20 protein-coding genes and 1 pseudogene are annotated in these 21,708 nt (G+C 72.7%); 13 read left to right on the forward strand and 8 right to left on the reverse strand.

Annotation, left to right across the window (positions count from 1 at the left end):
* Positions 1–107 precede the first annotated feature (107 nt).
* Positions 108–968, forward strand: a complete 861-nt coding sequence (locus N4G70_RS15715; RefSeq protein WP_261713245.1) for an Fpg/Nei family DNA glycosylase — start codon at positions 108–110, stop codon at positions 966–968.
* A gap of 21 nt (positions 969–989) precedes the next feature.
* Here N4G70_RS15715 and N4G70_RS15720 read toward each other — a convergent pair whose 3' ends face one another.
* Positions 990–1,610: a zf-HC2 domain-containing protein gene (locus N4G70_RS15720; RefSeq protein ID WP_261713246.1), complete on the reverse strand. Its 621-nt coding sequence runs from the start codon at positions 1,608–1,610 to the stop codon at positions 990–992.
* An 82-nt stretch (positions 1,611–1,692) separates the two neighbouring features.
* Between N4G70_RS15720 and N4G70_RS15725 the strand changes: the two genes are divergently transcribed.
* The 4 genes and pseudogenes from N4G70_RS15725 (at position 1,693) to N4G70_RS15740 (ending at position 5,790) form a co-directional block, all read left to right on the forward strand.
* Positions 1,693–2,439, forward strand: a complete 747-nt coding sequence (locus N4G70_RS15725) for a LytTR family DNA-binding domain-containing protein (RefSeq protein ID WP_261713247.1) — start codon at positions 1,693–1,695, stop codon at positions 2,437–2,439.
* Positions 2,440–2,483: 44 nt separating this feature from the next.
* A pseudogene (locus tag N4G70_RS15730) lies at positions 2,484–2,837 on the forward strand (hypothetical protein); the annotation flags it as partial.
* A gap of 95 nt (positions 2,838–2,932) precedes the next feature.
* The gene (locus tag N4G70_RS15735) at positions 2,933–4,612 is read left to right on the forward strand and encodes a cation acetate symporter (protein ID WP_261713249.1); all 1,680 of its coding nucleotides are present in this window, start codon (positions 2,933–2,935) and stop codon (positions 4,610–4,612) included.
* A complete protein-coding gene (locus N4G70_RS15740) occupies positions 4,609–5,790 on the forward strand; it encodes a sensor histidine kinase (RefSeq protein WP_261713250.1) in 1,182 nt (393 codons plus the stop codon). Before N4G70_RS15735 ends, N4G70_RS15740 begins: the two co-directional genes overlap by 4 nt.
* A gap of 7 nt (positions 5,791–5,797) precedes the next feature.
* Here the strand turns inward: N4G70_RS15740 and N4G70_RS15745 are convergent, their stop codons facing one another.
* Positions 5,798–6,289, reverse strand: a complete 492-nt coding sequence (locus N4G70_RS15745; RefSeq protein WP_261713251.1) for a hypothetical protein — start codon at positions 6,287–6,289, stop codon at positions 5,798–5,800.
* Between the two features lie 122 nt (positions 6,290–6,411).
* On the opposite strand from N4G70_RS15745, the gene N4G70_RS15750 reads away from it, so the two are divergent.
* Positions 6,412–6,618 carry a zf-HC2 domain-containing protein gene (locus tag N4G70_RS15750; RefSeq protein ID WP_261713252.1) on the forward strand — a complete coding sequence of 69 codons (207 nt, stop codon included), beginning with the start codon at positions 6,412–6,414 and terminating at the stop codon, positions 6,616–6,618.
* Here N4G70_RS15750 and N4G70_RS15755 read toward each other — a convergent pair.
* The gene (locus tag N4G70_RS15755) at positions 6,519–7,139 is read right to left on the reverse strand and encodes a sigma-70 family RNA polymerase sigma factor (RefSeq protein WP_261713253.1); all 621 of its coding nucleotides are present in this window, start codon (positions 7,137–7,139) and stop codon (positions 6,519–6,521) included. The genes N4G70_RS15750 and N4G70_RS15755 overlap by 100 nt on opposite strands.
* Before the next feature lie 273 nt (positions 7,140–7,412).
* On the opposite strand from N4G70_RS15755, the gene N4G70_RS15760 reads away from it, so the two are divergent.
* Positions 7,413–8,612: a CapA family protein gene (locus N4G70_RS15760; protein WP_261713254.1), complete on the forward strand. Its 1,200-nt coding sequence runs from the start codon at positions 7,413–7,415 to the stop codon at positions 8,610–8,612.
* A 34-nt stretch (positions 8,613–8,646) separates the two neighbouring features.
* Here the strand turns inward: N4G70_RS15760 and N4G70_RS15765 are convergent, their stop codons facing one another.
* Positions 8,647–9,126, reverse strand: coding sequence for a universal stress protein (locus tag N4G70_RS15765; RefSeq protein WP_261713255.1), 480 nt, complete (start codon positions 9,124–9,126; stop codon positions 8,647–8,649).
* Between the two features lie 71 nt (positions 9,127–9,197).
* Here N4G70_RS15765 and lysX point away from each other — a divergent pair, with 71 nt between their 5' ends.
* Positions 9,198–12,491 carry a bifunctional lysylphosphatidylglycerol synthetase/lysine--tRNA ligase LysX gene (gene lysX / locus N4G70_RS15770; protein ID WP_261713256.1) on the forward strand — a complete coding sequence of 1,098 codons (3,294 nt, stop codon included), beginning with the start codon at positions 9,198–9,200 and terminating at the stop codon, positions 12,489–12,491.
* Positions 12,492–12,619: 128 nt separating this feature from the next.
* Positions 12,620–13,468 carry a polysaccharide deacetylase family protein gene (locus tag N4G70_RS15775; protein ID WP_261713257.1) on the forward strand — a complete coding sequence of 283 codons (849 nt, stop codon included), beginning with the start codon at positions 12,620–12,622 and terminating at the stop codon, positions 13,466–13,468.
* A gap of 46 nt (positions 13,469–13,514) precedes the next feature.
* Here the strand turns inward: N4G70_RS15775 and N4G70_RS15780 are convergent, their stop codons facing one another.
* Entirely contained in the window at positions 13,515–14,174 is a 660-nt protein-coding gene (locus tag N4G70_RS15780; RefSeq protein ID WP_261713258.1) for a class F sortase, read from the reverse strand.
* A gap of 333 nt (positions 14,175–14,507) precedes the next feature.
* Here N4G70_RS15780 and N4G70_RS15785 point away from each other — a divergent pair, with 333 nt between their 5' ends.
* Complete coding sequence (locus N4G70_RS15785; protein ID WP_261713259.1) at positions 14,508–14,996, forward strand: hypothetical protein; 489 nt, start codon at positions 14,508–14,510, stop codon at positions 14,994–14,996.
* 94 nt (positions 14,997–15,090) lie between these two features.
* On the opposite strand, the gene N4G70_RS15790 is transcribed toward N4G70_RS15785, so the two are convergent.
* The 3 genes from N4G70_RS15790 to N4G70_RS15800 all read right to left on the reverse strand — a co-directional run bounded on the left by N4G70_RS15790 (position 15,091) and on the right by N4G70_RS15800 (position 17,263).
* Positions 15,091–15,669 (reverse strand): hypothetical protein, encoded by a 579-nt coding sequence (locus tag N4G70_RS15790; protein ID WP_261713260.1) that lies wholly within the window; start codon positions 15,667–15,669, stop codon positions 15,091–15,093.
* Between the two features lie 207 nt (positions 15,670–15,876).
* A complete protein-coding gene (locus N4G70_RS15795; RefSeq protein ID WP_261713261.1) occupies positions 15,877–16,638 on the reverse strand; it encodes a DUF4239 domain-containing protein in 762 nt (253 codons plus the stop codon).
* Between the two features lie 25 nt (positions 16,639–16,663).
* Entirely contained in the window at positions 16,664–17,263 is a 600-nt protein-coding gene (locus N4G70_RS15800) for a hypothetical protein (protein WP_261713262.1), read from the reverse strand.
* 228 nt (positions 17,264–17,491) lie between these two features.
* On the opposite strand from N4G70_RS15800, the gene N4G70_RS15805 reads away from it, so the two are divergent.
* The 3 genes from N4G70_RS15805 (at position 17,492) to N4G70_RS15815 (ending at position 21,706) form a co-directional block, all read left to right on the forward strand.
* The gene (locus tag N4G70_RS15805; RefSeq protein ID WP_261713263.1) at positions 17,492–18,466 is read left to right on the forward strand and encodes an SCO0930 family lipoprotein; all 975 of its coding nucleotides are present in this window, start codon (positions 17,492–17,494) and stop codon (positions 18,464–18,466) included.
* Positions 18,467–18,722: 256 nt separating this feature from the next.
* On the forward strand, positions 18,723–19,535 hold the full coding sequence (locus N4G70_RS15810) for an SAM-dependent methyltransferase (RefSeq protein WP_261713264.1): 813 nt from the start codon (positions 18,723–18,725) through the stop codon (positions 19,533–19,535).
* Positions 19,532–21,706, forward strand: coding sequence for a bifunctional diguanylate cyclase/phosphodiesterase (locus tag N4G70_RS15815; protein WP_261713265.1), 2,175 nt, complete (start codon positions 19,532–19,534; stop codon positions 21,704–21,706). Before N4G70_RS15810 ends, N4G70_RS15815 begins: the two co-directional genes overlap by 4 nt.
* Positions 21,707–21,708: the final 2 nt, after the last annotated feature.

Genomic DNA, 21,708 nt, shown 5'->3' on the forward strand with positions numbered 1-21,708 from the left:
CCAGCGCCTCCTCCGTCCGGGTCCACACCGGGACCGGGGCCGCCCCGCTGAGCGCCTTGGGCCCGCGCGGCTCGCTGAGTCCACGCGACCGGGGCACCCTGGTACGTATGCCGGAGCTTCCCGAAGTCGAGGCCCTGCGGGAATTCCTCTCCGACCACCTGGTCGGGCAGGAGATCGCGGGCGCCCAGCCCGTCGCGATCAGCGTCCTGAAGACCTACGACCCGCCGTACACCGCCCTCGCCGGGCGCACCGTCACCGGTGTCGCGCGGCACGGCAAGTTCCTCGACCTCGACGCCGACGGTCTGCACCTGTGCGTCCACCTCGCGCGCGCGGGCTGGCTGCGCTGGCACGACGTGCTGCCCGACGCCCCGCCCAAGCCCGGCAAGGGCCCGCTCGCGCTGCGTGTCGCGCTCACCGGCGGGGCGGGCTTCGACCTCACCGAGGCGGGCACCCGCAAGAGCCTCGCCGCCTACCTCGTCCACGACCCGTCCGAGGTCCCCGGCATCGCCCGGCTCGGCCCCGACCCGATGGCCCCCGGCTTCGGCCGCGACGCGTTCGCCGCGCTGCTCGCGGGGGAGCGGCGGCAACTCAAGGGCGCGCTGCGCGACCAGTCGCTCATCGCGGGCATCGGGAACGCCTACAGCGACGAAATCCTGCACGCGGCCCGGATGTCCCCGTTCAAGCCCGTCGCCCACCTCACCGACGAGGAGATCACCGCGCTGTACGAGGCGATGCGCACCACCCTCGCCGAAGCCGTCGAGCGTTCGCACGGCCTCGCGGCGGGCCGGCTCAAGGCCGAGAAGAAGAGCGGGCTGCGGGTGCACGGCCGCACCGGACAGCCCTGCCCGGTCTGCGGCGACACCGTCCGCGAGGTGTCGTTCGCCGACTCCTCGCTCCAGTACTGCGCCACCTGCCAGACCGGCGGCAAGATCCTCGCGGACCGGCGCCTGTCGAAGCTGCTCAAGTAGCGCCGCCCGGGGCGCGCCGCCTCACCGGCGCGCCATCGTCGCCAGCGGTGTGCCGTCCGCCGTCCGCACCTCGAAGCGCGCGATGGAATCCTGCGCCAGAGCCGCGGCGCCCCGCATCCGTACCGGCTGCCCGCCGCGGTCCGCCCAGGTCGCCACCGTCTGGCGCGTGCCGTCCCGGCCCACCGCGACCAGCGTGCACGACGCCGGTGCCGCGCCCGCGAGCCCGAGCTCCACATCCGTACCCCACTCCTTGGGCGCGGTCACCAGCGTGGCCGTCACCCCGGGCGCGTGCGCGGCCACCTGCCACCCCGGCGCCGCCGGCGCCAGGACGAGGCCGGCCCCGCCCGCCACCAACACCCCGGCGACGGCCACCGAAGCGAGCCGCACCGCCCGGCCGCGCCGGCGCCGCCCCGCCACCGCGGCCAGCATCCGGTGCAGCACCTCCGGCGACACCGGGCCGACCGGCTCCGGCCGGTCCGCCGCGTACGCGGAGAGCAGCGCCCTCACCCCGCCGAACTCGACGAGCAGCGCCCGGCACGGGGCACACCCGGCGAGGTGCTCCTCGAAGCGGAAGGCGTCGGCGGCGCCGAGCACGCCGAGGGCGTAGGCCCCGGCGTCCCGGTGGATCTGCGGCGAACTCATGCCGTCAGGTACGGAGGAACCGGCCGGAACGCTCAGGCCATCGGCATCCCCCGCCGGGGCCCAGGCCCTAAACTCCGGCCCCATGCTGCGCGTACTGGCGGTCGACGACGAAGCCCCCGCCCTCGAAGAGCTCCTGTATCTGCTGCGCTCCGACCCCCGCATCCACTCCGCCGAGGGCGCGACCGGCGCCACCGAGGCGCTGCGGCTCATCGGCGCCGCCCTCGAAGCGGGCGAGGACGGCGAGCGGGGCGTCGACGTGGTGTTCCTCGACATCCACATGGCCGGCCTCACCGGACTCGACATCGCCCGGCTGCTCGCGAACTTCGCCCGGCCGCCACTGATCGTCTTCGTCACCGCCCACGAAGGCTTCGCCGTCCAGGCCTTCGACCTCAAGGCCGTGGACTACGTCCTCAAACCGGTGCGCGGGGAGCGGCTCGCCGAGGCGGTCCGCCGGGTCGCCGAACTCGTCGGCGACCGCACCGCCACCGTCCAGGAACCCGACCAGATACCCGTCGAACTCGGCGGCGTCACCCGCTTCCTGCCCATCGGCGACATCGCGTACGCGGAGGCCCAGGGCGACTACGCCCGGCTGCACACCGCCCGCGGCAGCCATCTCGTACGGATCCCGCTGTCCACCCTGGAGGAGCGCTGGCGCAGCCGGGGCTTCGTGCGGATCCACCGCAGCCACCTCGTCGCGCTGGACCGGATCGACGAACTCCGCCTGGACGCGGGCAGCATGAGCGTGCGGGTCGGCGACGCCGAACTTCCCGTCAGCCGCCGCCACGCCCGTACCGTCCGCGATCGGCTCCTGCGGCGCACCCCCCGCTGACCTGGCCCTTCCCCGACCGTGATGCGCTGCGTACACTCCGCGCCATGTCCGCAGAGCAGGCGGCGCGCCGCGAGAGGGTCACGGGGGAGCCGAGGACGGCCCGCCCGCTGCCGCGCCACCGCGCCCAGTCCGAGATCGACGAGCAGACCGCGCTCGGCGAGGCCTATGTGCGCTCGCTGATGCGCGGCCAACTCCGCGCCGCGCTCACCGGATTCGCGGTGCTCGCGCTCACCGTCGCCACGCTGCCGCCGGCCTTCCGCGCCCTGGACGACCCCGCGGTCACCTGGTGCGTGCTCGGCTTCGCCGTCTACGGGCCGCTCGGCCTCATCGCCTGGTGGTATGTGCGCACCGCCGAGCGCAACGAGCGCGACTTCGCCCGTCTGGTCGCCGATCGCCCGACGGAGGGCCGCCCGCCGCACGGCGGCCCGACGCGAGCCCGCGCACCGGAGCCCGGCTCCCCGAACACCCGCCCCGATCACGGCAGTCGCGCCTCGTGAGTCAGACGTACGCGGTGGTGGCGGTGACCGCCGTCGTGGTCGCCACCCTCCTCGTCGGCGGGTTCGGGCTGCGCATCTCGCGCACCACCTCGGACTTCTACGTCGCCTCGCGCACCGTGGGCCCCGGCCTCAACGCGGCCGCCATCAGCGGCGAATACCTCTCCGCGGCCTCCTTCCTCGGCGTCGCCGGGCTCGTCCTGGTCCAGGGCCCCGACATGCTCTGGTACCCGGTCGGCTACACCGCGGGCTACCTCGTGCTGCTTCTGTTCGTCGCGGCCCCGCTGCGCCGCTCCGGGGCGTACACCCTGCCCGACTTCGCCGAGGGGCGGCTCGAGTCGCGGGCCGTACGCCGCCTGGTGAGCGTGTTCGTCGTCGGCGCGGGCTGGCTGTACCTGGTGCCCCAACTCCAGGGCGCGGGGCTCACGTTGAAGATCCTGACCGGAGCGCCCGGCTGGCTGGGACCGGTGCTCGTGGCGAGCGTCGTGGTCCTGGCGGTCGCCGCCGGGGGCATGCGCTCCATCACCTTCGTCCAGGCCTTCCAGTACTGGCTGAAGCTGACCGCGCTGCTCATACCGGTGTTCTTCCTGGTCCTGGCCTGGCGGGGCGACGGCGCGCCGCGCCCCGTCTACGACGAACCGGCCGCCCTGCGCCACCAGCAGACCGTCCGCTTCGCCGACACCCTCACCCTGCGTCTGGCCGAGCCCCTGCCCGTCCACGCCAGCGGCACCGTGGACGGCCGGCGTCACGACGGCGAAGCCCTGACACTGCGGCCGGGGGAGCACCGGGTGGAGGCCGGCACCCGGCTCGCGCTCGCGGCCCGAACCCGCGTCCCCGGCAGCGCGGCCCGGACCGAATACCCGCTGTACGCCACCTACGGGCTGATCGTGGCGACGTTCCTCGGCACCATGGGCCTGCCCCATGTGGTGGTCCGCTTCTACACCAGCCCCGGCGGCCGCGAGGCGCGCCGCGCCACCGTCGTCGTCCTCGCCCTCATCGGCGCGTTCTATCTGCTGCCTCCGGTGTACGGCGCCCTCGGCCGCCTCTACGCCCCCGAACTCGCCCTCACCGGCGACGCCGACGCGGCGGTTCTGCTGCTGCCCGAGCGCCTGGTCGGCGGCGCCGGGGGCGATCTGCTGGGCGCGCTGGTCGCCGGGGGCGCGTTCGCCGCCTTCCTGTCGACGGCCTCCGGGCTCACCATGGCGGTCGCCGGAGTCCTCACCCAGGACGTCCTGCCCTCGCGCGGCGTACGCCACTTCCGGCTCGCCACCCCGCTCGCCATCGCCGTGCCGCTGCTCGGCGCGCTCCTGGTCAGCGCGGTGCCCGTGGCCGACGCGGTCGGGATGGCCTTCGCGGTGTCGGCGTCCTCGTTCTGCCCGCTGCTGGTGCTCGGCATCTGGTGGCGGGGACTGACCCCGCCGGGCGCGGCCGCCGGACTGGTGCTCGGGGGAGGCTCCGCGCTGGTGGCCGTCGCCGCCACCGTCCTCGGGCTCGCCCCACACGGCCTCGCGCACGCGCTGCTCGCCTGGCCGGCCGTCTGGTCGGTGCCGGTCGGCTTCCTCGCCATGATCGGGGTGTCGCTTGCGACCCCGGGCCGCGTCCCGCCCGGCACCAACGCCGCCATGACCCGCTTCCATCTGCCCGAGGCGCTGGCCGGCCGGGGAGGCGTGAACCGATGACCCTGGCCGCGCTGCTCTTCCTGGGCCCGCTGCTCGCCGGCGCCGGGTTCCTCCTGGGCCGGCGCTTGGCCCGGCAGGGCCGCATCAGCGATGTCGGAACCCCCGTCGAGCACGCCACCTTCGAGACCCTGCACACCGCCTCGCTCGCCGCGCCCCCGCTGCGCGCCGGGCTCACCGCCGAGGCCGCCCGCAAATCGGCCCGGGGTCTGCGCTCGCTGCTCGGCACCGACGCGCTGTGCCTCACCGACCGCGACACCATCCTGACCTGGGACGGCGCGGGGGAGCAGCACCACAGCGCCCAGGTGATGGACCAGACAACGGCGTTGTTCGACACCGGCCGCGACAAGGCGTTCGCGCTCTCCTGTGACGACCTGGACTGCCCGCTGCGCTGGGCGGTGGCCGTCCCGCTCACCGTGGACCACCGGGTGCTCGGCACCCTGATCGCCTACGCTCCGCGTGAGTCGGCGGTCCTGGCCCGGGCGGCGGGCGAGGTCGGACGCTGGGTCTCCGTCCAGCTCGAACTCGCCGAACTCGACCGCTCCCGTACCCGGTTGATCGAGGCCGAGATCAAGGCCCTGCGCGCCCAGATCTCCCCGCACTTCATCTTCAACTCGCTCGCCGCGATCGCCTCGTTCGTACGCACCGACCCCGAGCGCGCCCGCGAACTCCTGCTTGAATTCGCCGACTTCACCCGCTACTCCTTCCGCCGCCACGGCGACTTCACCACGCTCGCCGACGAACTCCACTCCATCGACCAGTACCTGGCCCTGGTGCGGGCCCGCTTCGGCGACCGGCTCTCCGTCACCCTCCAGGTGGCGCCCGAAGTGCTGCCGGTCGCCCTGCCGTTCCTCTGTCTCCAGCCGCTGGTCGAGAACGCCGTCAAGCACGGCATCGAGGGCGCGGTCACGGCGGGGCACATCACCATCAGCGCCCTGGACGCGGGCAACGAGGCCGAGGTCGTCATCGAGGACGACGGCGCGGGTATGGACCCGGAGCGGCTGCGCCGCATCCTGCGCGGCGATGACGGGGCCTCCGGCGGCATCGGTCTGCTCAACGTCGACGAACGGCTGAGGCAGGTCTACGGCGACGCCTACGGGCTCGTCATCGAGACCGGCCTCGGCGCGGGCATGAAGGTGACGGCACGTATCCCCAAATACCGTGCGGGCGTGCACAGTTGACGGCACATCAGAAAAGATGGATCGCCAAATGGCCCAGTGGCAGGCCCAGTTCCCAGGCGGGGGTCCACACGCGGGGCTCGTCCTCCTCGGTACGCGGGTCGACGGCCCCGGGCACCACCGCGTCCAGGTCCGCCGCGAGGAGCTCGGTCTCCTCCAGCCACCGCCAGGCGGCCCGCGCCATCTCCAGATCGGGCCCCTGGTCCTGATCGCGGGCCGCCGTGTTCAGCCGGGAGCGGATCCAGCGCCGCCAGGGCCGCCCGGCCGCGGTGAGCGAACTCCACTCGTCAAGCCGCGCCACCACCCGGGCCCCGCCGACCGCCCCGTCGGACAGGAAGATCGTCAGGGCCAGGGCGTTGCGACCGGCCCTGAACTCCAGCGTCGTCGGCGGCATCAGATCGCCGGTACGCAGCAACTCGTCGGCGATGTACTCCGCGTACATCCATGCCATCGGCACCACCAGCTCGCCACCGCTGGTCCCGTTACTTCCCTCCGGACGCATCCTGTCTCGCCTCTTTCATCGACCGTCCCGGCGCTCCCGGGGAGCTCCAGGGAGCATTGAACCGGGGGCGCGTGCCCGCCGTGGCCAGAAGGGCAGGATCCGTCACACGACACGAGGTGCTCATGCATGTGCGGGAGCTGTTGGGCGCGTACGTCCTGGGCGCCCTGGAGCCCGGCGACGACCATGCCGTCGCCGCGCATCTGCGCCGGTGCGCACCGTGCCGAACCGCCTACCTGGAGGTCGCCGAGGCGCCCTCGCTGCTCGCTCTGCTCACCGAGGCGGACCTGGAACCCACCGAGGAGAGCCCTTCGGGACCTGACGCAGAATAGCCGGGCAGCACACGGGCCAGAGCCCGCAGGGCGTAGTACGAACGGGACTTGACCGTCCCTGGCGGCACACCGAGCACTTCGGCCGCTTCGTTCACACTCAGGCCGCGGAAGTACAACTGCACCAGCACCGCCCGGTGTTCGGGTGTGAGCGACCTCACGGCGGTGCGGACGTCGAGCGCGGCGGCGCAGCGCTCGGTGTGGTCGCCGGAGTCCGCCGTCGCGAGCAGCACCTCGTCACCGACCTCGGCCGGCCGGGCGAGCCGGCCGCGGCGCGCGTCGATGGCGAGCCGCCGCGCGACGGTGAACAGCCAGGGCCGCATCGAGCAGTAGGGCGCTTCGAAGGCCTCCGGATGCTGCCAGGCCCGTACCAGCGTCTCCTGGAGCAGGTCCTCGGCGCGCTGGCGGTCCCCGTAGGTGAGCCCGAGCAGGAAGTGGAGCAGGGCGGGGCCGTGCGCGCGCTGCAACTCGGCCAGATCCCGCTCGGGGGTGTAGCGCCGTATGTCCGAGACCACCGTCGTCACCGTGTACGCCCTTTCCCCGTGTCCCGTGAATCAGCGGTATCCGAGCGCATCCCGCGGGACGGCGACAGCGGTCGCGCCGGGCGCTGCGACGAGCGGTCGAACCGAGCGGCGAGTGGTACGGCGAGCGGTCGAGGACGGGCCGCGGGCCGCCCGCCGGGTGCGTCCGATCCAGCGGTCTTTGGTCGTATGAACGGCTTTTCGGCTTGACCGGCCGGTTCTCGCGGGGTGGATTTCGGACACACGCCCGCCTTCGACCGACGGAGTCCGACGCCGATGCAGAAGCCGACCCAGTGCGCCCGGCAGGGGGCGGCGGCCCTCGCGGCCCTCGTGCTCGCGGCCACAGCGGGATGCGACGGCGGGCAGCGGCCCGCGCACCCCGCGCACCAGCGGGACGCCCAGCACTCCCCGGCCTCGGGCGCCGCGTCCGTCCGCCGCCCCTTCACCCTCGTCGCGACCGGCGACGTACTCCCGCACGACTCGACCATTCAGCGCGCCAAGTCCGATGCGAGGGACGGGAGTTACGACTTCCGGCCGATGCTGGCCGGGGTGAAGCCGATCATCTCGCGCGCCGATCTGGCGATCTGTCACATGGAGACCGTGTACGGCCCCGACGAGGGCCCCTTCAGCGGCTACCCGGCCTTCACCTCCCCGCCCCAGGTGGCCGCCGCGCTGAAGGACGCCGGGTACGACTCGTGCTCGACGGCCTCCAACCACACCCTGGACGACGGCGCCGACGGCATCGCCCGCACCCTGAAGGCCTTCGACAAGGTGGGCCTGGCGCACACCGGCTCGGGCCGTACCGCACAGGAGTCGGCGCGGCCCGCGCTGATGACGGCCCAGGGCGCCAAGGTCGCGCAGCTCGCCTACACCTACGACACCAACGGGTATCCGATGCCCGGCGGACAGCCGTGGGCGGTCCACCTCATCGACCAGAAGAAGATCGTCGCCGATGCCCGGGCGGCCCGAGCCGCGGGCGCCGACATCGTGGTCGTCAGCATCCACTGGGGCACCGAATGGCAGACGGAGCCCGACGAGCGCCAACTCACCCTCGGCAAGGCCCTCACCGCCTCCAGGACCGGCGGCAGGCCCGACATCGACCTCATCCTCGGCACCCACGCGCACATCCCGCAGGCGTACGAGAAGGTCAACGGAACCTGGATCGTCTACGGCGAGGGCGACCAGATCGCGGGCGAGATGTTCAACGAGAGCGGCGAGCGCGACGACCGGGGCAACATGAGCTCCATCGCCCGCTTCACCTTCGTACCGCCGACGCGGCCCGGAGCGCGGTGGGAGGTCGCCAGGGCCGAGTTCGTGCCGCAGTGGATCGACGTGGAGCGCGGCCGCGTGATGAGCCTGCCCGAGGCCCTCGCCGCGTCACCGGACCGCGAGGACTACATCGAGGCGCGGGACCACATCCGTGACGCCGTCCTCAGCCGGGGCGCCGCGAAGGACGGCCTGAAGATGTCCCGCTGAACGCTCCGGGGAGCGGGCGGTGACCCGACAGGGCCTACGGCACCACCGTGACCGGCCAGCGGCCCGCCTTCACCAGGCGCACGGCGACCGAGCCCACGATGCGGTGCCCGGCCGACTCCGAGACGCCCACCACGACCGCGTCCGCCTTCAGCTCGTCGGCGGCGGTCACAAGCCCGGAGTAAGGGTCGCCGAGGAAGGTGTGGAACTCCCAGCGCACGTCCCAGATGCCCCGCACCCGCTCCGCCGCCGCCCTGATCTCCGCGACCAGGCCCTCGGCGATCTCCCCGGTGGCGTCGGCGACGGGCGCGCCGAGCGCGGCGCCCGCCGAGAGCACCGGCTGGACGTAGACGAGGGCGAGCAGGGCGTTCTGCCGCCGGGCGAGGCCACTGGCGTACGCCGCGGCCCGCAGGGAGGAGTCCGAACCGTCCACGCCGGCGACGATCACCTTCGGGCCGTCGGTACCGCGTTCGAAGTGCTGGGACTCGGGGTGGGGCTGGGGCCGCTGCTCTGTCACGTACCGAGGCTAACGGGCCGGGCGGAGCCTCCGACAGGCGGCCCGGCCCCCGCCTCCCTAAAGTGCAGAGCATGACTGTCGGCAACGAGCGGAGCACGACCGTCGGCGAGGCGGCGCCCATACCGTCCCGGACCGGTTTTCCGGGGCGGGTGCCCGAAGCGTTCGCGATGTTCTTCGGCCTGCTCGGACTCTTCTGCGCGGTCATCGCGCTCATCCCCCCGCTGCGCAGACTCCTGCACCCCATCTCCTGGTTCCTGGACCGGGTCACCGTGCCGGTCAGCGCCAACCTCGCCTACGCCGTCTTCCTGCTGTTGCTCGCGGCCGCGATCGGCGCCCGCAAGAAGGTCGCGTGGTGGCTGGTCGTCATCTACCTCGGGCTGCTCCTCCTGCTCGACGCGCTGCTGATCACCGTGGGCGATTGGGCGTGGATCCCCAACGGGGTGCTGTGCGCCGCCGCCCTCGCGGTGCTGATCCTGGCCCGCGGACAGTTCTACGCCCAGACCCGCAGAGGCGCCTTCCGCCGTGCGGTGGGCGTGCTGTGCCTGGGGCTCGCGGCGGGCGTCCTGGTCGGCTGGGGCCTGGTCGAGATGTTCCCGAACACGCTGCCGCGCGGCCAGCGACTGCTGTGGGCCACCAACCGCGTCCTCGGCGGCCTGGTCTCCAACGGCCAGTTCGACGGGAGCCCACCGAGGCCCCTGTACTTCTTCCTCGGCCTGTTCGGCGCCATCGCCCTGCTGACGGCCGCCTCCACGCTCTTCCGCTCGCAGCGGATGGAAGCGGCCCTGCACGGCGACGAGGAGCCGCGCATCCGCGCCCTGCTCGGCGCCTACGGGCGCCAGGACTCGCTCGGCTACTTCGCCACCCGCCGCGACAAGGCGGTCGTCTTCTCGCCCAACGGCAAGGCCGCCGTCACCTACCGGGTCGAGGCGGGCGTGGCGCTGGCCAGCGGCGACCCGGTCGGCGACGCCGGAGCCTGGGGCCCGGCCATCGACGCCTGGCTCGACATCGCCCGCCAGTACGCCTGGGCGCCCGCCGTGATGGGCGCCTCCGAGGAGGGCGCGACCGCCTACGCCCGGCACGGCCTCGGCGCCATCCAGCTCGGGGACGAGGCGATCCTGCACGTCGCCAAGTTCGACCTCGACGGCCGCGACATGCGGGTCACCCGGCAGGCCGTCCACCGGGTCGCGCGCACCGGCGCCACCACCCGCATCCGCCGTCACTCGGCGCTCACCGACGAGGAGATGCGCCAGATCGTGGACCGCGCCGACGCCTGGCGCGACACCGAGACCGAGCGCGGCTTCTCGATGGCGCTCGACCGCCTCGGCGACCCGGCCGACGGCGACTGCCTGCTCGTCGAGGCCTTCGACGCCGAAGGCACCCTGATCGCCCTGCTGTCCTTCGTGCCCTGGGGCACCGACGGCATCTCGCTCGACCTGATGCGGCGCGACCGCAGCGCACCCAACGGCGTCATGGAGTTCATGGTGGCCCAACTGTGCGCCGCCGTACCGAAGTTGGGGGTCCGCCGGATCTCGCTCAACTTCGCGGTGTTCCGCTCGGCCTTCGAGGAGGGCGCCCGCATCGGCGCGGGACCGGTGCTGCGGCTGTGGCGCAAGCTGCTGCTCGTCTTCTCCAAGTGGTGGCAGCTGGAGGCCCTTTACCGCTCCAACGTGAAGTACCGGCCGCAGTGGTTCCCCCGCTTCCTCTGCTACGGCGACGCGGGCTCGCTCGCCCGGGTCGGGCTCGCGTCCGCCATCGCCGAGGGCTTCGTCTCCGTACCCAGCCTGCGCAAGCTCTGGGGCAAGGGCCGGCCCAAGGGCGTCACCAAGCCCGTCACCACCGCGAACCTGCCCTCCATCGAGGCGCTCGGGCTCGCCGGGCCGGGTGCGGCCGAGGTGACGGAGCGTCAACTCCCCGAGCAGGTACGGGTACGCCACCGCAAACTGGAGCGGCTGCGCGCGGACGGCACCGAGCCCTACCCCGTCGTCGTCGCGGTCCGCACCCACACCCTGGCCCGGCTCAGAGCCGCGGGCGAGGGCGCGAACGCCACCGTCGCGGGACGCGTGATGGCCGTGCGTGACTTCGGCGGCGTCGTCTTCGCCGTCCTGCGCGACTGGTCCGGCGACCTCCAGCTGGTCCTCACCCGCGAAGAAGCCGGCGCCGCCGTCCTGGACCGGTTCACCCGCGACATCGACCTCGGCGACCACATCACCGCCTCCGGCGCGACCGGCACCAGTGACAAGGGGGAGTTCTCGCTCTTCGCGACCGCCTGGCAGCTCACCGCCAAGTGCCTGCGGCCGCTGCCCGACAAGCGGCGCGGCCTCGCCGACCCGGAGGCGCGGGTGCGCCGCCGCTATCTCGACCTCGTGGCGAGCCCCGAGGCCCGCGAGGTCGTCAGGGCCCGCTCCACCGCCGTCCAGGCGCTGCGCCAGGGCCTGCTGCGCCGGGGCTATCTGGAGGTCGAGACGCCGATGCTCCAGCAGATCCACGGCGGCGCCAACGCCCGCCCCTTCACCACTCACATCAACGCCTACGACCTCGACCTGTATCTGCGCATCGCCCCCGAGCTGTACCTCAAGCGGCTCTGTGTCGGAGGCGTCGAGAAGGTCTTCGAAATGGGCCGCACCTTCCGCAACGAGGGCGTCTCCTACAAGCACAACCCCGAGTTCACGATGCTGGAGGCGTACCAGGCGTACGCCGACTACGACGTGATGCTCGACCTCACCCGCGAGCTCATCCAGGACGCGGCCACCGCCGCCTTCGGCGCCCCCATCGCCCGCAAGGCGGACCCGGACGGCACCATGGCCGAGTACGACATCTCCGGGCCCTGGCCCGTCAAGACGGTGTACGGGGCGCTCTCCGAGGCGCTCGGCGAGGAGGTCGACGCCGACACCGACGAGCAACGCCTGCGCCGGCTCTGCGACCGTGCCGGGGTGCCGCACACCCCCGAGAACACCCGGGGCGACGTCGTCCTCGAAATGTACGAGCGGCTCGTCGAGGAGAAGACGCGCCAACCCACCTTCTACAAGGACTTCCCCACCGAGGTCTCCCCGCTGACCCGCCGCCACCGTGCCGACGCCCGGCTCGCCGAACGCTGGGACCTGGTCGCCTTCGGCACCGAACTGGGCACCGCCTATTCGGAGTTGACCGATCCCGTCGAGCAGCGCCGCAGACTCACCGCGCAGTCCCTGCTCGCGGCGGGCGGCGACCCGGAGGCCATGGAGATCGACGAGGACTTCCTGGACGCGCTCGAATACGCCATGCCGCCCACCGGCGGCCTCGGCATCGGCGTGGACCGCCTCGTCATGTTCCTCACCGGGCTCACGATCCGCGAGACCCTGCCCTTCCCGCTGGTCCGCCGTACCTGAACCGGCCCGGGACCGGTACCGCCGGGTGACTCCATTCGTGCCGGTGTCGTCCCGGCGCTGCCGTTTCACCGGCCCCGCGACGGCCCGGGGTCCTAATCTTCCGCCATGACGAACAAAAGCCGTATGTCATGAAAAGGGATCAGATGGTCCCCAGTCGGCGGACGCTGTTGCGCCTCACGGCCTGCATCGGAGCCGCGGCCACCGTGCGCCTGCTCACCGCCGAGAACACCGGCGCCCCCGCGGCGCCACCCCGCGCGGCCCCCGCGGCCGCGGGCCCCCAGGCCGCCGCGCCCCGGCTGCGCACCAGCGCGTACCGCCTGGAACCCATGACCGCCTACACCCCGCCGCGCTACCACACCGCCCTGCCCCCGGTGCGGACCAGACCGTTCCTGAGCATGCCCCAGCTCGGGGAGCGCTCGATGGTGCTCACCTTCGACGACGGCCCCGACCCGCGCTACACCCCCGGCATCCTGAAGACGCTGCGCGATCACGACGTGCGCGCCGTGTTCTTCCTCTGCGGCGAGATGGCCACCGACAACCGGGACCTGCTGCGCGAGATGCGCGACGACGGGCACGTCATCGGCAACCACACCTGGACCCACCCGCAGCTCAACAAGACGGCCCCCGCCGCGATCCGCTCCGAGATCGGCCGCACCAGCGAGGTCATCGAGCAGACCGTGGGCGAACCGCCGCAGTGGTTCAGGGCGCCGTACGGGGCGTGGAACCGCAATGTGTTCGAGATCCAGGCCGAGATGGGCATGGAGCCGCTCGCCTGGACCGTGGACACCCTCGACTGGACCACGCCCGGCACCCCCAGCATCATCCGCCGGGTCCTGGACGGGGCCGCGCCCGGCGTCGTGGTGCTCTCGCACGACGCGGGCGGCGACCGCTCGCAGAGCGTCGCGGCCCTGCGCACCTATCTGCCCGAACTCCTCGCGCAGGGTTACGAGTTGAAGGTTCCGCCCCGGCGCAGATGAGCCGCGGGGCGGCCGCCTCCCGCACGGCCGCGCGGGCGCCGCGGCGCTACTTGACGGACACGAGGCGCGCGAAGGCCACCACGTTCCCGTCGTAGCCGCGGGCCCTGGAGAAGCCGCCGCCGCAGGTGATCACCCGGAGTTCCGGGTGCCCGGTGTCGCCGTACACCCGGGCACCCGGGAAGGTGGCCTTGTCGAAGACCTCGACGCCGTACACCTCGAACACCGCGGTGCGGCCGTCGAAGCGGTCCACCTCGATGTGGCTGCCCTTCTGGAGCGAGCCGAGCCCGTAGAAGACCGCGGGGCCCTTCATGTTGTCCACGTGGCCGACCACCACCGCCGTGCCGCGCATGCCCGGGGCCACGCCGTTCTGGTACCAGCCGGCCAGGTTCGGGTCCTGGGGCGGGGGCGCCTGCACCCAGCCCTGGGCATCGGTACCGACGTCCATGACTGGCGCGTTCACGTTGATCGATTCGATCCGCACCCGGGAGGCCGGGGCGAAGGGCAGCGGCTCGACCTCGGCGGCCGGCGCGGGCGTGGAGCCGGTGCCCGAACTGCTGGCCGGGGCCGCTGCTGCGGCGGGTTGCGGCGGTCCCATCGTCGCGTCCGCGCCGTTGCGCATCAGCGCGAGGCCGGTCAGCATCACCAGGGCCAAGGCCCCCCACGGGGAGCGCCTGCGACGCTCCATGCCGCTCTCTTCGTGCGCCATGTCTTCTCGTCAACTCCTTCGCCGTCCACCCTCAGCGCGCCTTCGAGCACCGTAAGGGCGGCGCGCTCGCCCGGCGATCGCAGAGCGGCGAACGGGTGCCGGTCCAGCCGGCCTGGGCCATCCGGGTCATGCGGCCGCGAAAAATGATCTGACGGTCTGTGACCTGCGGGTCCGTCAGATTTCGGGGGCCGAACGGGGGGCCCGCGGTTCACCAGGGTGGATGAGTACCGAAATGCGGCTTGTATGAGCGGCGGTGAGGGTTCGTCGTGGGAGGCGTACTCGTCGATCATCCCGGGGCACGGCTCCGGGGCGTCCTCCCATGGAGGTTCAACGATGCGTGCTTCACGCGCTCTAACGGTGGCGCTGGCGGTCGGCGCCGCGGTCGGGTTCGCCGCGCCGGCGGCCCTCGCGGGGGGTCCGCCGTCCGGCGGGCCGACCGGAGTCGAGGTCGACCCCTCCCGGGTCCACCAAGGCGCCACCCTGAGCATCACCGCCCACGGCTGCCACAACGGCGGCCGAGTCAGCTCGAACGCCTTCGACGAGGTCCACCTGTCGTCGGGGGACACCAACTTCGCGACCGCGCGGATCCACGACCACACGACGCCGGGCGAGTACAGCCTCGCGGTCAAGTGCAACGACAACGACCGAGTGGCGACGCGCAGCTTCCGGGTCCTCGAGGGCCGGGGCGCCGACGGCGGGCTCGGCGGCGCCGCGGGTCCGAGCGACACCGAGATGGCGGTCGGCGGCGCCCTCGTCGGTACGGCCGCGATCGGCGGCGCCCTGTTCGTCGCCCGTCGCCGGCGCCAAGGCGTAGGGATCTGACCGGACGAACCTCCCGGGCAGGACCCCAACGGCCGGTCGCCCCCGAGTCCTGGCCAGGACTCGGGGGCGACGGGTGTGGGGGCTCGGGTGTTCCCTAGTGCCTGCGGGCCGCGGAGCGCCGGCGCAGGGCGTAGACCCCGCCACCGAGGGCCACCGCGACCAGGGTGGCGCCGACCGTGAGCTGGACGGGGTCGAGGCCGTCGTTCACGCTGCCGCCGAGCCCGCCGCGGACGCCAAGCGGCGTGGAGGGCCGGACGGTGGGGCGGACCGTGGGACGGACGGTGGGACGGTCGGAGGGACGGGTGGTCGAGCTGGCCGTCGGCGCACCGCCGGCGATGGTGAGCTGCGTCGTCGACCGCACACCGTCGCAGTTGAACGTCACGGTGTACGAGGCGCCCCGCTTGGCGTCCCCGTCGACGGTGGCGTTGCGCGAACTGTCCTTGGGGAGGGTGACGGTGTCGAACACGCCGGAGGACGCCGTCGCGTCGCCGGAGCAGCCGGTGGCGTTGAGGGTGACCTGCCCGCCTGGCGCGATCACCGAGGGGGTCACGGTGAAGGTGGGTGTGGTGGAGCTGGCGTTGGCGCTGCCGTTGGCGGCCACCGCGGTGGACGGCGCGAGCCCGAGCGCGGCGGCGCCGACGAATGCGACGGATGCGATGCGTATCGCGCCCATGGTCAATCCTCCGGTCCCCGAGGGGCAGCTGCGGAACCGATTCCACATTGGGGGGTGAATGCACCTCGATGCCCGAAACGCTAGGAGGCGACCCGGCGTGTCGCGATCCGTGTCGGGCGAATGGGGCATCGGCGTCCCCCACCCGGCCGAGCGAGGGCTCCGCCGGTCCGGCGGAGCCCTGGGGCCGCGGTCTGCCCGGCGGGGGTGTCAGCCGATGGTGGGGAACAGGTCGAAGAACGGCCCGGCCGTCGCCGAGATGCCCCGGCCGAAGGGGGCGTCGAAGTCCCAGATCAGGAAGAGCAGGAAGGCGATGAGCGCGCTGAAGAGGCCCGCCAGCAACAGCTCCCGCGGGGTGCGCCTGATCTGGAGCGTGAAGATCAGCCCGACGGTGACCAGCGCGCCGATGATCAGGCCGAACCAGACGACCCCGGGCATGGTGGCGCCCGCCCCCTGACCGCGGGCGGTCCGGGCGGCGTCCACGGCGGCCACCTGGTCGATCAAAGGCTGGTAGGCCTGGGCCTCGAAGTCGTTCGCGGGGTGGTAGTCCGTCACATCGCGGCGGATCTTCTCCAGTTTCTGCGCGCTCTCCTCGGTGAGATCGCCTTCCTTGGCCATGTGGCTCCACTCGGTGTGCACCACATAGGAGGCGTACGCCTCGACGTCGGTCCGGGTGCGCTCGCGCACCTCCGCCGGATACACCTGGACCCGCTGCGAGATCTCGCGCAGGGCCTGGGCCTCCTGCTGTACATCCGCCTGGGCGGCCCCGCGCCCCTCCCAGACGCCCGCGATGGCGAGACCGAGCACGATGGCGTACACCACGCCGATCATCATCGTCATGTACTCGATGACGTCCGGGGTGCCCGAGGGGTCGTCGTCCGGGCCGACCCGGCGGTTGCTGAACAGGGTGATGGTGAGCACGACCGCGCATGCGGCGGCCATGGCGATGACCAGGACGAGCCAGTCGGACAAGGGAACCTCTCAGGAAAAGGCGGACTCAGCGGGAGCGGGAGCCGGAACGGGTGCGCAGCAGGGCCGCGCCGATCACGGCGGGCGCGGTGATGAGCAGCGTCATGGTGACGGGGGAGAGCCGGGGCGCCGCCTTCTTGCGCGGTGGCATCCGGTAGTTGCGCAGGACGATCCGCTGAGCACGCGGCGGCCCCGGGTGCGGCGAGGCGGCGGGCGGGGGCGGCGCCACGGGTGGCGCCGGCACGGCGGGGGGCGCCGGCGGGCGCTGTGCCGGAGGCGCCGGAGCGGGCGGGACGGCGGGCGGCCTCGGATGCGGGGCGGGGCGGGTGGGCGGGGTCGGGCGCGGGGCGGGTGCGGGCGGTGGCTTGGGCGCGGGCGGGGGAGAGGGCGGGGTCGGAGTCGGGGGCACCCGGGTGGGCGGGGGAGTGGGGTGCGGAGGGTGCGGAGGGTGCGGCGGCCAGGGGCACCGGTGGCCCGTGCCCGCGACCGCCCAGGGCCCGCCCCCGCTGCCCTGCGTTACGGAGGCGTAGGCGCAGGCGTCGGCCTGCGCGGCCGGTGCCGGCGCCGTGAGCAGCACGGTGAAGGCCGTGGCGGCGAGCAGCCGCCCGGCGAGGTGTCGTCCTTGCACTGAATGATCATCGGGCGGTGGGGGCGCGTCCGGAGGGGGCGTCGAATCGATTCGCCTGAAGGGGGGAGTTTCGGACGGCATTGTGTTCGCCGCGTTGACCGCTTGTTCGGGCCCCTTCGGAAAAATATCCGCGCCCGCGTTGAACACACCGGCGCCCCCCGCCCGTACATAGGGCCATCACCCGGCGCATCCGGCGTCTCAACAGCCTTACCGAACACGGGAGTTGACATGAGTACCTGGCGCAGCGCATCGCTCGCGGCAGCGGCGGCAGCGGTACTGGCACTGACCGCGACGGGCTGCGGCCAGGACAAGGGCAGCAGCTACGCGGGCGGCAACGGACAGCCCGTCGGCAACGCCGGCGCCGCCCAGCAGCCCGTCGACAACGCCTATGGCGCGGGCGGCGGTTACGGGCAGGCGGGCGGCGCCGACTCCGCCGCGAAACCGGCCGGGCAGTTGACGGTGAGCGACAGCAAGGAGCTGGGCAAGGTCGTCACCGACAGCGCCGGCTTCACGCTCTACCGCTTCGACAAGGACACCGCCAGCCCGCCCAAGACGAACTGCGAGGGCGACTGTGCCAAGGCCTGGCCCGCGGTGCCCGCCGACGGGGTGAGCGCGGCCGCGGGCACCGACGCCTCGAAGCTCGGCTCGGTCACCCGCGCCGACGGCAGCAAGCAACTCACCATCGGGGGCTGGCCGATGTACCGCTACGCCAAGGACACCAACCCCGGCGACACCAACGGGCAGAACGTGGGCGGGACGTGGCACGCCGCCGCGCCCGACGGCAAGAAGGCCCAGGCCCAGGCTCAGGCCGAGGCCCCCGCTCAGGCCGCCGCCGGCGCCATGCCGGGCCTGTCGGTCCGCAAGGACGCCAAGCTCGGCGACATCATCGTGGACGCGCGGGGCATGACCGTCTACCGCTTCAAGAAGGACTCCGCCTGGCCCATGAAGTCCGCCTGCACCGGCGCCTGTCTGGAGAAGTGGCCGGTGGTGGCGCCGGTCGAGAAGAACGACACCAAGGGCATCGCCCTCAAGGGCTTCGTCACCTTCGACCGACCCGATGGGGTGAAACAGCAGTCGATCACCTGCTGGCCCGTCTACACCTTCACCGGCGACTCCAAGCCCGGGGACACCAACGGCCAGGGGGCGGGCGGCACATGGTACGCGGTGTCCCCCGAGGGCAAGCTCGTCGGCGCACCCAAGTAGCCCCGCCCCCAACCCCGTCGGCCCGTCACCGCCACCCCCCACGCGGCGACGGGCCGACGGTGTGTCCACCCAGCGATACGATGGCGCGTGCTCCCGCGCCGAGCCGTACGATCCGGCGCACATGCCGTGGGCGTGTGACTAATAACGGACGACCATTTTCCGTTTTTACTCGCTCTCCCGGCGGACGATCAGTAGCCTCAGGCGCAAACAATGGTCATGGTCATGGCCGTCCTGCGGCGACTTGTTGGAGACATTGATGGAGCGTCCCGCCTGGGCCCCTCAGGGCATCGACATCTCGGTGCCGAGCGTGTCCCGCATATACGACTACTACCTGGGCGGTTCGCACAATTTCGAGGTCGACCGGGAAGCGGCCCGCGAGGCCATGCGATTCATGCCGGGGCTGCCCAAGATCATGCAGGCGAACCGGGCCTTCATGCGGCGCGCGGTGCGATTCGCCGTGTCCGAGGGAATCACCCAGTTCCTGGACATCGGATCCGGAATCCCGACTTTCGGAAATGTTCATGAGGTCGCCCAATCGGCCGACCCCGAGGCGCGCGTCCTGTACGTCGACCACGACTCGGTGGCCGTGGCGCACAGCCGCGCCGTCCTGGAGGGCAACGAACTGGCCGGCATCGCCTCGGCCGACCTGCGCAAGCCGCAGGACATCCTGAGTGCCCCCGAGACCGCCCAACTGCTCGACCTGTCCCGGCCGGTGGCCCTCCTGCTGATCGCCGTGCTGCACTTCGTCGAGGACCAGGACGACCCCTACCAGGCCGTCGCCGAACTGCGCGACGCGCTCGCCCCGGGCAGCCTCCTGGTCCTCACCCACGCCTCCTACGAAGGCATCCCGCTCAGCGAGGAGGAGGCGGGCCGAACGGTGGGCGTCTACCGCGACATCAAGAGCCCCCTGGTGATGCGCTCGCCCGAGGAGATCGCCGGGTTCTTCGAAGGGTTCACGATGCTCGACCCCGGTCTGGTCTCGATGCCGCTGTGGCGTCCGGAGGGCGAGGCCGACCAGGAAGACCCGTACGCCTTCTCGGGCTTCGCCGGCGTGGGACGCAAGGCGTGAGCAAGCTGCCCGAGCCGCAGGCTCCGGACCTGGCGCCGGACAGCCCCGAGGACCGGCTCAGACGGTTCGCGACGATCTGGGGCCGGGCCATCTTCCCGGTGACCGCGACCTCGCTGACCCGGCCCGAGTTCGAACAGCACCTGGTGCCGCTGGCCCGCCGGCTCATCCACGCCCTGCACGGGCGGCACTTCGACCCCGCGCCCGCCCAGGAGGTCGGCGCCGATCTGGTGGCCGTGCACTGCACCGACCCGGACGCCCTGAGCCGCACCCTCGGCGTGGTCGAGTCCTATCTCGTCCTGTACTGCGGTGCGGGCGACGAGCTGGCGCCCGAGGAGGCGCGGGCCCGCTGCGCCCGGCTCCAGCACGCCCTGGCGGCCGGATTCGCCGCGGCCCTGCGCGAACGCACCCGTTCAGAGCAGGAGGCCATCGCCCGCTCCGCGATGTCGGCGCGCACCGCGGCCCTGGACGCCCTGCACGCCACCGAGACCCGGTTCCGCGCGGTCTTCGAGGGCGCCGCGATCGGGATCGGCATCGCCGACCTCGAAGGCCGGGTCCTGGAGGTCAACGAGACGCTCACCCGGATGTTCGGCGGCATCGAGGGCCAGCTCCGCAGCCGCAACGTCAGCGAGTGGGTGCACCCCGAGGACGCCCCGCAGGTCTGGCGCCTGTACGAGGAGCTCGTGCGGGGCGACCGGGACCACTACCGCGTCGAGAAGCCTTACTACCGCGGCGACGGCACCGTGCTGTGGACCAACCTCACCGTCTCGCTGCTGCGCGACGCCGAGGGCCGGCCGCAGTACCAGCTCGCGCTGATGGAGGACACCACCGAGCGCCGGCTGCTCAATCTGCGGCTGCGCTACGAGGCCACCCACGACGCGCTCACCGGGCTGCCCAATCGCACCCTGTTCTTCGAGCGCCTGGAAAAGGCGCTCGCACCGGGCGACGGCAAGCGGTTCGGGCTCTGCTACCTGGACCTCGACGGCTTCAAGGCGGTCAACGACAGCCTCGGCCACTCGGCGGGCGACCGGCTCCTGGTGGAGGTCGCCGACCGGCTCCAGAGCTGCGCGACGGGGCCCGGCGAGATGGTGGCCCGGCTCGGGGGCGACGAGTTCGTGGCGCTCACCACCGGACCGGACACCGCGTTCGAGGCGGACGAGCTGGCCGCGCGCATCCTCAACACCCTGGCCACCCCGATCCGCATCGAGGGCCGTGAGCTGACCGTGCGCGGTTCGATCGGTGTCGTCGAGGGCCCGGCGGGCGAGCGCAGCGCCGCCGAAGTGCTGCGCAGCGCCGACATCACGATGTACCGGGCCAAGTCGGCGGGCGGCAACCGTTTCCAGTTCGCGGACGCCGAGGCGGACGCGCGCGCCATCACCCGGCACGGGCTCACCAACGCGCTGCCCGCCGCCCTGGAGCGCGGCGAGTTCTTCATCGAGTACCAGCCGCTGGTGCATCTCGGCGACGGCAGTGTGCACGGCGCCGAGGCCCTGGTGCGCTGGTCGCATCCGCAGCACGGGGTGCTCGGGCCCGACCGCTTCATCCCGCTCGCCGAGCACACCGGGCTCATCGTGCCGCTCGGGCGCTGGGTGATGCAGGAGTCCGTACGCCAGGCGCGCGCCTGGCAGGAGGCACACCCCGCCGCCACCGACGGGGGCCCGCTGCGCATCAACGTGAACCTGTCGCCGACCCAGCTCTACCACCCGGGTCTGGTCGCCGACACCGTCGAGATGCTGGAGCGCACCGGACTCTCTCCCGGCGCGCTCTGCCTGGAGGTCACCGAGTCCGCGCTGATAGGCGCCGACGACGACCTGCTCAAGCCGCTGCGCCAGCTCGCCGAGATGGGCGTCGACATCGCCCTGGACGACTTCGGCACGGGCTATTCCAACCTCGCCAATCTGCGCCGGCTCCCGGTGAGCGTGCTCAAGCTGGACCGGTCCTTCACCCAGTCCATGCAGCAGCTCCCCGCCGACCCGGTGGACATCAAGATCGTCGAGGGGATCGTGTCGCTCGCGCACAGCCTCTCCCTCGCGGTCACCGTGGAGGGCGTGGAGACGGGTGCCCAGGCCGAGCAACTGAAGGAACTGGGCTGCGACACGGCTCAGGGCTGGTACTACGCCCGCCCCGGCGCCCCCGACCGCATCCACTCCCTGGCGCTGGTGGACGCGGTGTGACC

The organism is Streptomyces sp. ASQP_92 (genome assembly GCF_025399895.1).
Lineage (GTDB): Bacteria > Actinomycetota > Actinomycetes > Streptomycetales > Streptomycetaceae > Streptomyces.